Consider the following 11,826-nt stretch of genomic DNA (forward strand, 5'->3'; position numbering starts at 1 on the left):
GCTCCCGCGGGGTGCGGGCGGTCTCGGCGATCGTGCCCCACCCCGCGGGCTCGACGGTACGTCCCGGACGTCGCCGGAGGGATGTACCGCCGGTACACCCTTCGCCGGTGACTCGTCAGGCACGCGAAGCTGCGGTTACCTGGTGGAGGTGGTGCTTCCGTTCCGGTCGTGACGTCGGCCGGTGGAGGCCCGCGTCCGGTCCCCGGGCGGCGGCTCGCCGTCGGTGACCGGTCGGTCCCGCACTCGGCGCCTGCCGGCCCGCCCGGTACCGCACGCCCCGGCACGCAAAGGAACCCCTCATGCGCGGAGCAGTGATCCACGCCCCCCGTGACATCCGCTTCGAGACCCTGGACGACCCGAAGATCCTGCACCCGACCGACGCGATCATCCGCACGGCCGTCACCTGCGTCTGCGGTTCGGACCTGTGGGCCTACCGCGGCCCGGAGCCCGTCGGCGACCCGCACCCCATGGGCCACGAATACGTCGGCATCGTCGAGGAGGTGGGCAGCGAGGTCACCCACGTCCAGCCGGGCCAGTTCGTCGTCGGCTCGTTCGCGACCTCCGACAACACCTGCGCCAACTGCCGCAACGGCTACCAGTCGAACTGCCTGCACCGGGAGTTCATGTCCACCTGCCAGGCCGACCGCGTCCGCATCCCCAACGCCCAGGGCACCCTGGTCGCCACGGACGAGGTCCCCGGCGAGGAGTTCTGGCCCGGTCTGCTGGCCGTCTCCGACGTCATGGGCACCGGCTGGTGGGCCGCGGAGGCGGCCGAAGTCGAGCCCGGCTCCACCGCCGTGGTCGTCGGTGACGGAGCGGTCGGCCTGTGCGCGGTGATCGCCGCGAAGGAGAAGGGCGCCGAACGGATCATCGTCATGTCCCGTCACCCCTCGCGCCAGCAGCCGGCCCGGGAATTCGGCGCCACCGACGTCGTCACCGAACGCGGCGAGGAAGGCAGCGCCCGGATCAAGGACCTCACCGGCGGCATCGGCGCCGACAGCGTGCTGGAATGCGTCGGCACCGAGCAGTCCGTGCGGCAGGCCCTGCGCTCCACCCGCCCCGGCGGCAAGGTCGGCTTCGTCGGCGTCCCCCACGGCGTCGCCGTCGACGGCCAGGAACTGTTCTTCTCCCACGTCGGCCTGCGCGGCGGCCCCGCCCCCGTACGCCGCTACCTGCCCGACCTCATCGACCGGGTCCTGACCGGCCGCATCGACCCGGGCAAGGTCTTCGACCTCACCCTTCCCCTCGACCAGGTCGCCGAAGGCTACAGGGCCATGGACGAACGCCGCGCCGTCAAAGCCCTCCTCAAGCCCTGAACCGCACGGCTCGCCTCCCTGCGCGGCGGGCCGTCCGCCCGGCCCACCCGCTCTCGGGAGTCCCCCACCAGCGCCGTCTGCGCTCGGGACGGCCCAGGAGGGCGCCCTGGCCGTCCCGTGGCTGTGCGGCCCCGGTGCCGGCTTCGCCGCCGGCGTCGCCCGGTGACAACGGCCCGCCGCGTCCCCCGCTCCCAACCCGGAAGGAAGAACAGCGATGGAACACATCACCGAGACACCCACCGCCAAGGGCCCGGTCGAACGCTTCACCGGTGACGTCTACCTCGACGTGATCGAAACCCCTACCGACCCCGCGAACCTCGCCGCGGCACTGGTCCGCTTCACCCCGCGCGCCCGCACCAACTGGCACTCCCACGCCAACGGGCAGACCCTCTACATCACCGACGGCGCGGGCCTGGTCGGTACCCGCGACGGCAACGTCGTCCGCGTCACGGCCGGCCAGATCGTCAAGTGCCCGGCAGGCGAGGAACACTGGCACGGCGCCACCGACACCACCCTCATGGCGCACATCGCCATGGTCGTCGGCGTCGTCGGCGGTGACGGCACCACCTGGCTCGAACCCGTCACGGACACGCAGTACGACCAGGCCCTGACCGCCCAGCGGTAGGCCCGCTCCGGGTTTCCGGCCGCACCCGGGGGGTGAGGGGCGGATCCGTTTCGGGGCTGCGCGCAGGGCGGTACCCGGGTGCGACGGGTCCGTCCGGCCGCGCACGTACGTCCTACGGGCCGGTCACTCCGTCGATCCGCTCGCGGATGAGGTCGGCATGGCCATTGTGGCGTGCGTACTCCTCGATCATGTGCACCATGATCCAGCGCAGGGAGACTCCCTGATCGCCGACGAGACCCGCTTCGTGTTCGGACAGGTGGCCGGAATCGTCCAGCGAGGCTTCAGCGATCAGCTCACGGCCCTGAGCGACCTCCGCCCGCCACGCGCTCATCACCTCGTCGAACCCGCGTTCCGGCTGGAGGTCGAAGCCGTGCAGGTCGCCTTCCCCGAAGATGCGAGGCACGTCCTGACCCGCGAATACCCGCTTGAACCAGTTGCGTTCCACTTCAGCCATGTGCTGAACGAGACCGAGCAGTGTCATCGGGGAAGGCGGCACAGCGGCAAGCCGTAACTGATGGTCTTCGAGGCCCGAACACTTCAGGGCAAGGGTCGCACGGTGGAAGTCCAGCCATGCCTCCAGCATGGCGCGCTCGTCGGCATGCGCGGGCGGGACAGGACGTCCGTCTGGTGTCGTATGCATCATCAGACTCTCGCAGCAGCAGTCCGGGTCCACGACCGCCTTCGCTGTCGACGAACACGCGTCTCGGCCAACTCCCGGGCGAGACCGTGAAGTCGTCCGCCTGTGAGCAGGACGCCGCCGTCCGACCGTCCCGGACCGTCCCGACTACAGTCGCGAGCATGGTCGAACACGATGCCCTCGACGCCACCCGCGAGGCCTACGACGCGGTCGCCCCCGAGTACGCGCGGCTGTTCAGCGGCGAGTTGCGCAACAGGCCCCTGGACCGTGCGGTCTTGAGCGCCTTCGCCGAGCTGGTCGGCGCGGGTGGTGACGCGTCCCGGGTCGCGGACCTGGGATGCGGACCCGGCCATGTCACCGCCCACCTGCGTGACTCGGGGCTCGCGGTGTTCGGCGTCGACGCCTCTCCCGCGATGATCGAGCTGGCTCGACACACCTATCCGGACCTGCGGTTCGACGTCGGCTCGATGGCCGCCCTGGACATCGCCGACGGAGTGCTGGGCGGCATCCTGTCGCGCTGGTCCGTCATTCACACACCACCGGCCGAACTCCCCGCCATCCTGGCGGAGTTCCACCGCGTACTGGCACCCGGCGGCCACCTCCTGATCGGCTTCTCCGCCAGCGACGGCCCGACTCACCCGACACAGGTCTTCGATCACGCCGTCGCGCCCGCCTACCGGTGGTGGCCGGACCACCTCGCCGCGCTGCTGCACGAGTCCGGGCTGGCCGAGGTGGCCCGGACGGTGCGCCGGCCCGAGCCCACCGACCGGCGGCAGTTCCAAGAAGTTCACCTGCTCGCCCGCAAAGCAGTGAAAGGACCCGGGATGCTCCCGGACCGGGCCCGGCGGCAGGGGGAGAGCGAAGCAGCGGCACGCAAGACCGATCGCCGCCACCGCCAGGGTGACGGCTCCCGGCGCGCGATCCTCGAAGCGACGCTCGAGATCGCGGCAGGCAACGGCTACGACGGCACCACGGTCGCCGCCGTGACCGAGGCGACCGGACTGCCCGCCAGCTCGATCTACTGGCACTTCCGGAGCAAGGACGCCCTGCTCGCCGCGACCCTCGAATTCTCCTGCCGCGAGTGGCGGGCGCTCGCCCCGGCCCGGTCCGGCCCCGTCAGGGCCGGCTCGGTCGCCGAGGAGGTCGAGACCCGGTTCCAGCGGGCCGCCGTCTCGCTCACGACCTCGCCGGAGTTCTGGTCCCTCGGACTCCTGCTCACCCTCCAGCAGCGGATCAAGGAGCCGGCCGCGCGCCGCCTCTACGCCGACGTCCGGCAGGACACCGAGAACGAGATCACCGACTGGTGGGTCCAGGTCCTGCGGCCCGAGGCGGTGGCGGAGGACCCGCGACTGCCGCGGCGCCTCGCCCGGTTCCACATGATGCTCATGGACGGCCTCTTCATGCACGTCCGCTCGACCGGCGGCCGCGACGTCAAGCGCGTCGTCGACCTGGTCGCCCTGGGCCTCGCCGAGCACCTCGTCCGGACGGGAGCGGCGGCATGAACGCGCAGCAGGAACCCGCGCCGGTGCCCGAGGAGGAGACGACCGCCCGGTCCGCCGACCGCATCCTCAAGGCGGCCGGCGAGCTGGCCAAGACCCACGGAGTGGCCGGCACGACCATCGCGGCCGTCTGCCGGCGCTCGGGCCTGCCCGTCAGCTCGGTCTACTGGCACTTCGAGGACAAGGACGGACTCTTCGCCGAGGTGATCCGGCACAGCTTCGCCGAATGGCTCGTGACCGTGCCCCGGTGGGAGGCCGGGGACGGGACGACCCTCGGCGAGGGTGTCCGCGAGGTCCTGGGCCTCTCGTACCAGACCCTCGGCACGGTCCCCGACTTCGTGCGCGTCGGGATGCAGGTCCTCCTCGAGAAGAACGACACCCACGCCAAGACCCGCCGCGCGTTCCTCGACTGCCGCCTCCAGGTCAGGCGGATGATCTCCGCCTGGGCGCGCCGCGTCGAGCGGAGCGCCCCCGCGGACCGCGCCGACGACGTCGCCACCCTCGTCGTGGCCTTCGCCGACGGCGCGGCCGTCGGCTCGCAGACCTACCCCGACTGGGACTTCGAGGAGTACGTCGACCTCCTCTCCGGCGTCCTCGCCTGCCTCCCGCCGACGGACACCGCCACGAGCTGACCGGCGTCCGGCCCGTTCCCCCTGCCGCGGGCGCGGCTGGAGCCGGCATCGGGCCACGTGATCGTACGGCTCGACGGCGACCACGGCGCGGGCCGGACGACGACCGGCCCACCGGCGCGGCAACTGGCGCGGGAGTCACGGGCGTTCGCCGCCGAGAAGGTCGGCGAGACACCCGCCGGGGCGGCCCTCCGGATCGCAGAGGCCCTCGAAAGCCGAGGTACGGCCGCTGCCGGGCCGGTTGTCCGCGAAATCCCCCGGAATTGTCAGTGATCGGTAACAGACGCATCCGGCGACCGCCGTTCGTCGTCCCATCAAGTGGTCGGAAGGCGACCGGTGATCGGCGAGGAACAGCGGGAAGCGGGGGCGGACATGGCGCGGCACGGTGGCGGGCGGGGCTGGTACGGCAGGCTGGCCATGGCGGCAGCCGGGGTGACGGTACTGGCCGCGGGCGTCTCGGTGTGGACCGCCCAGGCGGGCGTCGTGGACGGCGCGTCGCCCCGGCCGACCGCGTCGGCCACACCGGGCGGCGACGTCCGGCCGGTGGAGATGAGCATCGTGCACGCGTCGGACAAGGGAGCACACGCCGTCAACATCACCATCGACGACGGACCCGACCCCGTGTGGACGCCGCAGATGCTGGACCTGCTCCGGGAGAACGGGGCGAAGGCCACGTTCTGCATGGTCGGAACGCAGGCGAAGGCATACCCGGACCTCGTGAAGAAGGTGGTCGCGGCCGGGCACCGGCTGTGCGACCACTCCATCTCGCACGACACCACCATGGACACCAAGTCCCAGGCCTACCAGTCGAAGGAGATCCTCGACGCCGAACGCATGATCACCGAGGCGTCCGGGGGCGTGCGGCCGATGTACTACCGGGCGCCCGGCGGGGCGTTCACCCCCTACAGCCGCAAACTGGCCGCCTCCCGGGGCATGCGTCCGCTGGGCTGGAACGTGGACTCCAAGGACTTCGAACGGCCGGGCGCGGACGCCATCGTCGCCACCGTCGAGAGGGAACTGCCCAACGGGCCGACGATCCTGTTCCACGACGCGGGCGGCGACCGCTCCCAGACCGTCGAGGCCCTGCGCCAAGTCCTTCCCTGGCTCAAGGAGCAGGGATACGAGTTCGGCTTCCCGGTGCGCTGAGCCGCGGGCCCGCCGGTCGACCCGCGGCCGGCGGCCGACGTGAGCAGAAATTACTCAGAAAGCGGAGCCGACGGCGAGATCGGGGCTGTCCCGGCCATTGTCAGTAGCGGGGTTTAAGGTCCTCTCCATGATGAATCCGAAGACAGCTTCCGCTTACGACGACGATCCGCACGAGCAAGCTCCGGCAGCGGCCGGGGAACGGGTGACCTTGAGAGAGGTTCTCCGGCGCCGCGTGTTCGAGGAATTCGGCCGGCGCGGCGGAAGCGAACTCGCCGGCAGGGTGGGAAACGCACGGCAGCCGGGCGCGGACCGGCCCAGGGACGCGTGGCACGCCTTCGAATCGGCGCTGGAGGCGTTCCACCGACGGCAGTTCGTGGTCCTGGTGGGGGACCGGCAGGTCGAGGATCTGGATGACGAGGTGGTCCTGTCGCCGGACGAGGACATCACTTTCCTGAAGCTCGTTCCGCTGGCAGGTGGCTGATGACCTCGTCACGAAATCCGGGCCGGCCGGAAGCCGTCTCCCGATTCGCCTTGGAAGGCGACACCTACCGCCTGGCGCGGGAACTGATGGACGCCGCGATTCTCGGTGAAATCGAGGAAGCCGGCGAAGTCGGTGCACTCGACGAAATTCGCCGGATCTCCGACACACTGCTTTCCCTGTCGGATTTCCACGCGGCGAAGCTGGCCAACGACATCGTCCACCTCTACCGGGCCACAGTGATGCGGGAGTGGGTCCGCCACGGCTGGTCCGAGCACGACTGCCGGGGCCACGAGCACTCGCTGTGGAACCGCATGGCGCGGCTGAAGGAACTGCTGATCAACGGTCTGCCCAGCGTCCGCTCCCTGGCCGGAAGGCTGCGCGAAGTGGACGACCTCGGGCGGAGCTTCACCCTGGACACCCCGCACAACCGCGAACTGTGGAGGATCATCGAGAAGGACTCCGAGCTGGCGGCGGGCACGATGCCTTCCACCGCGTTCGTCGCCACACTGCGCCGCACCGCACGGAAGAACGGCTATGAACCCCGGGGCATCAAGCACCTGAGCCAGGAACAAGTCGCTCATCCCCTCCTCAACCCTGGGGAGGCCTGGACCGACCACGCGCTCGGCGAACTTCCCGGCCTGCACGAGAGCTGGCCGCCGCTGCTCCGGCACGCGCTGACCGCGACCGCGGTGCGGCCGACCGCCGCCTGGAACGCGAGGGCGAAGGACCTCATCGACGACATCGGCCCCGAGACGGTCCACACCACGGTCGTCTCCTGGCTCGGCATGGTCGACCGGCCACGCACGGTGCCCCTCGTCCACAACGGCACCAGCACCTTCCCCGGCATGCTCGATCCGTACAACGCGGTGGCCGTGCGAGGTCTGGTCTGGCTGCTCGCCCTCACCCCGGAGAGCGCCGACTCCGCACGTGTCCTGGGACACCTGGTGGACTTCTGCGTGCGCAAGGTCCCCGGGCTGGGGCCACGCCACCCCAGAATCGCGAACGCGGCCGTCCACACACTCCGCGAACTCCGGGGAGAGGCGTCCCTGGGCGAACTGGCGCGGCTCTCCGCCCGCCTGACCGCCAAGCCCACGCTGAAGCTCGTCGACGCGGCCCTCGACTCCCGGGCCACGACCATGGGCGTGTCCCGGGAGGAGATCGAGGAACTGGCCCTTCCCGGCTACGGACTCACCGGTGTCGGCCACGGCGAACACGTCCTCGGCGACACCACCGCCGTACTCTCGGTGCGCGACGGAAAGGCCTCCCTGACGTGGCGCGGCACCACAGGCCGCGTCACCAAGACCGCCCCGGCTCCGGTACGGCGCGACCACGCCGAAGACGTCAAGGCGCTCAAGGCGGCGGCCAAGGACATCGACAAGATGCTCACCGCCCAGAGCACCCGGCTGGAACGCCTCTGTCTCGCGCGCCGCACCTGGACGTTCCCCGCCTGGCGCGAGCGCTACGCCGACCATCCACTGCTCGGCACGCTCACCCGGCGCCTGCTGTGGAGCGTCGACGGCGTCACCTGCGGATACGCCGACGGCCAGTGGCGCGCCCTCGACGACAGCCCGGTGCGGGCCGCACCCGACGCGCGCGTCGAACTGTGGCACCCCGTCGCCCAGGACCCCGACGAGGTCCTCGCCTGGCGGGACTGGCTGCGGCGGCACGGCATCACCCAGCCCTTCAAGCAGGCACACCGCGAGGTGTACCGGCTCACCGGGGCGGAGCGGCAGACCCGCGACTACTCCAACCGGTTCGCCGCCCACATCCTGCGCCAGCACCAGTTCAACGCCCTCGCCGCCGCACGCGGCTGGCGCAACAGACTGCGCATGGCCGTCGACGACGTCTACCCTCCCGCCACCATCGACCTGCCCGCATGGGGACTGCGCGGCGAATACTGGATCGAAGGCATCGACGACGACGTCGCGGGATCGGGAAGCTTCCTGACCGTCCGGACCGACCAGGTCCGCTTCTATCCGCTCGACGCTCCCCAGAACCTCGCGCACGCCGGCGGCGGCGCCTACACCATGCCCGGCGAATCCGTCGATCCGCTGCCCCTGGAACGGATACCCGACCTGGTCCTCAGCGAGGTCCTCCGCGACGTCGACCTCTTCGTCGGTGTCGCGAGTGTCGGCAACGACCCCACCTGGCAGGACGGCGGCCCCGGAGGACGCTTCCAGCACTACTGGAACGCCTACGCCTTCGGCGAGCTGTCCCAGCCGGCCCGGACCAGGAAGGAACTGCTCGCCGCCCTGCTGCCGCGACTCGGCGTCGCCGACCGGTGCGGCATCGACGGAAGGTACCTCACCGTCCGGGGCACCCTGCACACCTACCGGATCCACCTCGGCTCCGGAAACATCCTCATGAGCCCCGACAACACCTACCTGTGTGTCGTTCCCGCGCCCGGCAACGCCCCTCCGGTGGGCGACACCTACCTCCCGTTCGAGGGCGACCGCATGCTGGCCGTCATCCTCAGCAAGGCCATCATGCTGGCAGACGACACCGCCATCACCGATCCCTCCGTCGTCGGCCAGCTCCAGCGAGGGGAGGCACGGTAGCCGCGGTCGAAGTCGGCGACCCCCAAAACCGCCTCCCGGCGGTCGCCGCACCGCTCAACGGCGGGCCGGGGCCCCGGCCCGCCAGCACTCCCGCAGCACCTCCACCGCCCGCGTCAGCGTCCGCGGTGTCGCCGTGAACGGCAGGCGCAGATGGCGGGTGAGGGTGGCGCGGTCGGCGGCGAAGCGCGGTCCCGGGGTCACCACCAGCCCGCGCGCGGCGGTCCTGGCCGCGAGGTCCGTCGCCCGCGTGCCGTCCCCCAGGTGCAGCCACAGGCTCAGTCCGCCGCCCGGGACGGTGTAGCTCCACTCGGTGCCGGCCAGCAGCGCGGCCAGATGGTCACGCTGGTCGCGCAACTGGTCGCGCCGGTTCGCGAGGAGGTCCGGGAGCGGGTCGCCGAGGAGTTCGGCGGCGATCAGCTGCTCCAGCGGCGGTGGAGCCAGCTGCGCCTGGAGCGGATTGCGCCGCAGCTGCCGTACGAGGTCCGTGTGCGCCCTGATCCAGCCGACCCGCAGACCCGTCCACACGGTCTTGCTCGCGGAGCCGATCTGGATCACTCGCGCGCCGGCGAGGTGCGGTTCGGTGCCGGGCGGGGTCCTCAGGTCCAGGTCGCGCATCGTCTCGTCGGCGAGGACGGTCAGTCCGTGGCGGTCGCCGAGCTCGGCGACCGCCCGGCGCGTCCGCACGTCCATGTGGGCGCCGGTGGGGTTGTGGAAGTCGGGTACCACATAGGCCAGTTGGGGGTGGTGCCGACGCACGGCCGCGGTGAGGCGCTCGATGTCCCAGCCGTCCGTGGCCGAGACGGGCACCGGCAGCAGGCGGATGCGGCGGGCGTGCAGCAGGGCGAGCGCGCCGGGGTAGGCGGGGTTCTCCACCACGGCGGGGCGCCGGCGGTCGGTGTGCAGATGGTCCAGGAGCAGGGCGAGGGCGGCCTGGGCGCCGGAGGTGACGAGAATCTGCTCGGGCCGGGTGGCGAGGCCGGCTCGGGTGTAGCGGTCGGCGAGGAGTTCCCGCAGCAGGGGCAGCCCGCAGCCGGCCACGCCGGAGTCGACGAGCAGCGGCGCGCTGCGCTCGGTGGCGCGGGCGAGGGCGGCGAGGTAGGCGTCGTGCGGTGCGGCGGTGACGGCGAGGGTGAGGTCGAGCTCGGCGTCGGCGGCGCCGCCCCGGTCCAGGGACCACGGGCTGGTGCGCTCCGTGAGCCGGGGAGGCAACCGTACGGTGCTGCCGCTGCCGTGCCGGGTGTGCAGCCAGCCGTCGTCGCGCAGCACGGCCAGCGCGGAGACCACCGTGCCGCGGCTGACCCCGAGGGCCCGGGCCAGTTCCCGCTCGGACGGCAGCCGGGTGCCGACCGGGAGCCGACCGTCGATCACGGCCTCGCGCACCCCGGCCGCCAGGGCGCGGGAGAGCGGGCCCGACCGGATGCGCCAGTCGCCGAGCGCGGCGACGAATCCACTGTCCACACGGCCAGTATGGCTGGTCCAGTTCTCCCCGAGTGGACCAGACATGTGGCCGGCTCCGCGTCCTACGCTGCGGGCATGCACCCCGCTCTCGCCGATGATCTCTCCCGGCTCTCCGAACTCCTGCAGTCCGCCCGCGACTACGCCGCCCGTGAGGTGGCGGGCCTCGCCGAGCGGCCGGCCGCCGTGTCCGGCCGGGCTCCCGAACGTGCACCGCTGCCCGCCGAGGGCGTGGGCGGCGCCACCGCCCTCACCCGGTTCGCCGAGCGGTGGGCGCCGGGCTTCTCCGGCTCGGCGGGCCCCCGCTACCTGGGCTTCGTCACCGGTGGCGCGACCCCCGCGTCGGTCGCCGGTGACTGGCTGACCTCGGCTCTCGACCAGAACGTCTCCGGCGCCGGCGGTTCGTGGGCGCAGGAGCTGGAGCGGGAGACGGTCGGCTGGCTGCGCGAGCTGTTCGGGCTGAGCGAGGCGCACAGCGGAGCGTTCGTGACGGGCGCGACCGTGTCCAACACGATCGGGCTGGCGGTCGGCAGGGAGTGGCTCGGTGAGCGGCTCGGCGTGGACGTCTCCCGGGCCGGTGCGGCGGCGCTGGGCCCGGTCGACGTCCTCTCCGGCAGCCCGCACTCCAGCATCACCAAGGCGATGTCGGTGCTGGGCATCGGCCGGGACCGGCTGCGGCAGGTGCCGCTGCTGTCCGGCAACCGGGAGGCCGTGGACGTGAGCGCGCTGGAGGAGGCGCTGGCGGAGCGGGACGGCCGGCCGGCCGTCGTCGTCGCGAACGCGGGCACCGTGAACACCGTCGACTTCGACGATCTGCGCGCGATCGCCGCTCTGAAGGAGCGCTACGACTTCTGGCTGCACGTGGACGCGGCGTTCGGCGGCTTCGCCGCGCTGTCCCCCGAGTACGCGTCGCTGGTCGACGGTCTCGACGCGGCCGACTCGGTCTGCGTCGACCTGCACAAGTGGCTGAACGTCCCCTACGACGCGGCCGTGCAGTTCACCCGGCGCCGCGACCTTCAGGTGGCGGTGTTCCACAACGCCTCGCCGTACCTCGGGATGCCCGTCGGCGAGCCGGACTTCCTGCATCTGACCCCGGAGAACTCGCGGCGGCTGCGCGCCCTGCCGGCGTGGTTCTCGCTCATGGCCTACGGGCAGGCCGGGCACCGGGAGATCGTCGAGCGGAACGTGGCCCTGGCCCGCCGGCTCGGCGAGGGCATCGACGCCCTGCCCGGTCTGCGCCTGCTGGCACCGGTCCGGCTCAACGTCGTCTGCTTCACGCTCGCCGAGGACCCGACCACGGAACGGGTGAGCGCGCTGGCGCAGGCGGTCGCCGAGTCCGGGGAGGCGTACGTGACGCCGACGGTGTACGGCGGGGTGCCCGGACTGCGGGCCGCGTTCAGCAACTGGCGCACCACCGCGGACGACACCGCGCGCGTGCTGGACGCGCTGGCGGCGGCCTCGCGCTGACCACGGTCCGGCG

General features: G+C 72.0%; 10 protein-coding genes and 1 pseudogene. 9 read left to right on the plus strand and 2 right to left on the minus strand.

What is annotated here, in order from left to right; all coding sequences use genetic code 11:
• Positions 1–299 precede the first annotated feature (299 nt).
• Together VKA29_RS25465 and VKA29_RS25470 are read left to right on the plus strand one after the other, a co-directional pair.
• Positions 300–1,316: a zinc-dependent alcohol dehydrogenase family protein gene (locus VKA29_RS25465; RefSeq protein ID WP_324788309.1), complete on the plus strand. Its 1,017-nt coding sequence runs from the start codon at positions 300–302 to the stop codon at positions 1,314–1,316.
• A 214-nt stretch (positions 1,317–1,530) separates the two neighbouring features.
• Positions 1,531–1,941, plus strand: a complete 411-nt coding sequence (locus tag VKA29_RS25470) for a cupin domain-containing protein (RefSeq protein ID WP_324788310.1) — start codon at positions 1,531–1,533, stop codon at positions 1,939–1,941.
• A gap of 112 nt (positions 1,942–2,053) precedes the next feature.
• On the opposite strand, the gene VKA29_RS25475 is transcribed toward VKA29_RS25470, so the two are convergent.
• Positions 2,054–2,581 carry a DinB family protein gene (locus VKA29_RS25475; RefSeq protein ID WP_324788311.1) on the minus strand — a complete coding sequence of 176 codons (528 nt, stop codon included), beginning with the start codon at positions 2,579–2,581 and terminating at the stop codon, positions 2,054–2,056.
• A 158-nt stretch (positions 2,582–2,739) separates the two neighbouring features.
• Here VKA29_RS25475 and VKA29_RS25480 point away from each other — a divergent pair.
• From VKA29_RS25480 to VKA29_RS25510, 6 genes and pseudogenes are all read left to right on the plus strand, one after another.
• Positions 2,740–3,387 (plus strand): annotated as a pseudogene (locus VKA29_RS25480) (class I SAM-dependent methyltransferase); the annotation flags it as partial.
• Between the two features lie 15 nt (positions 3,388–3,402).
• Positions 3,403–4,080, plus strand: a complete 678-nt coding sequence (locus VKA29_RS25485) for a helix-turn-helix domain-containing protein (protein ID WP_324788403.1) — start codon at positions 3,403–3,405, stop codon at positions 4,078–4,080.
• Positions 4,077–4,709: a TetR/AcrR family transcriptional regulator gene (locus VKA29_RS25490; protein ID WP_324788312.1), complete on the plus strand. Its 633-nt coding sequence runs from the start codon at positions 4,077–4,079 to the stop codon at positions 4,707–4,709. The genes VKA29_RS25485 and VKA29_RS25490 overlap by 4 nt, the downstream gene beginning before the upstream one ends.
• A 369-nt stretch (positions 4,710–5,078) precedes the next feature.
• Positions 5,079–5,852, plus strand: coding sequence for a polysaccharide deacetylase family protein (locus tag VKA29_RS25500; RefSeq protein ID WP_324788404.1), 774 nt, complete (start codon positions 5,079–5,081; stop codon positions 5,850–5,852).
• Positions 5,853–5,979: 127 nt separating this feature from the next.
• On the plus strand, positions 5,980–6,333 hold the full coding sequence (locus tag VKA29_RS25505; RefSeq protein ID WP_324788313.1) for a hypothetical protein: 354 nt from the start codon (positions 5,980–5,982) through the stop codon (positions 6,331–6,333).
• Entirely contained in the window at positions 6,333–8,891 is a 2,559-nt protein-coding gene (locus tag VKA29_RS25510) for a DUF4132 domain-containing protein (RefSeq protein WP_324788314.1), read from the plus strand. Before VKA29_RS25505 ends, VKA29_RS25510 begins: the two co-directional genes overlap by 1 nt.
• A gap of 54 nt (positions 8,892–8,945) precedes the next feature.
• On the opposite strand, the gene VKA29_RS25515 is transcribed toward VKA29_RS25510, so the two are convergent.
• Positions 8,946–10,349 (minus strand): PLP-dependent aminotransferase family protein, encoded by a 1,404-nt coding sequence (locus tag VKA29_RS25515; protein WP_324788315.1) that lies wholly within the window; start codon positions 10,347–10,349, stop codon positions 8,946–8,948.
• A 75-nt stretch (positions 10,350–10,424) separates the two neighbouring features.
• Here VKA29_RS25515 and VKA29_RS25520 point away from each other — a divergent pair, with 75 nt between their 5' ends.
• Positions 10,425–11,813, plus strand: coding sequence for a pyridoxal phosphate-dependent decarboxylase family protein (locus tag VKA29_RS25520; protein WP_324788316.1), 1,389 nt, complete (start codon positions 10,425–10,427; stop codon positions 11,811–11,813).
• Positions 11,814–11,826: the final 13 nt, after the last annotated feature.

Origin of the sequence: Streptomyces sp. H51, assembly GCF_035656535.1 — a bacterium.
In the GTDB taxonomy this organism is placed as follows: Bacteria; Actinomycetota; Actinomycetes; order Streptomycetales; family Streptomycetaceae; genus Streptomyces.

Excerpts from the sequence above, each read along its gene's own strand:
- VKA29_RS25465 (WP_324788309.1), top strand. The coding sequence starts at position 300 with ATGCGCGGAGCAGTGATCCACGCCCCCCGTGACATCCGCTTCGAGACC.
- VKA29_RS25470 (WP_324788310.1), top strand. The coding sequence starts at position 1,531 with ATGGAACACATCACCGAGACACCCACCGCCAAGGGCCCGGTCGAACGC.
- VKA29_RS25475 (WP_324788311.1), bottom strand. The coding sequence starts at position 2,581 with ATGCATACGACACCAGACGGACGTCCTGTCCCGCCCGCGCATGCCGAC.
- VKA29_RS25485 (WP_324788403.1), top strand. The coding sequence starts at position 3,403 with ATGCTCCCGGACCGGGCCCGGCGGCAGGGGGAGAGCGAAGCAGCGGCA.
- VKA29_RS25490 (WP_324788312.1), top strand. The coding sequence starts at position 4,077 with ATGAACGCGCAGCAGGAACCCGCGCCGGTGCCCGAGGAGGAGACGACC.
- VKA29_RS25500 (WP_324788404.1), top strand. The coding sequence starts at position 5,079 with ATGGCGCGGCACGGTGGCGGGCGGGGCTGGTACGGCAGGCTGGCCATG.
- VKA29_RS25505 (WP_324788313.1), top strand. The coding sequence starts at position 5,980 with ATGATGAATCCGAAGACAGCTTCCGCTTACGACGACGATCCGCACGAG.
- VKA29_RS25510 (WP_324788314.1), top strand. The coding sequence starts at position 6,333 with ATGACCTCGTCACGAAATCCGGGCCGGCCGGAAGCCGTCTCCCGATTC.
- VKA29_RS25520 (WP_324788316.1), top strand. The coding sequence starts at position 10,425 with ATGCACCCCGCTCTCGCCGATGATCTCTCCCGGCTCTCCGAACTCCTG.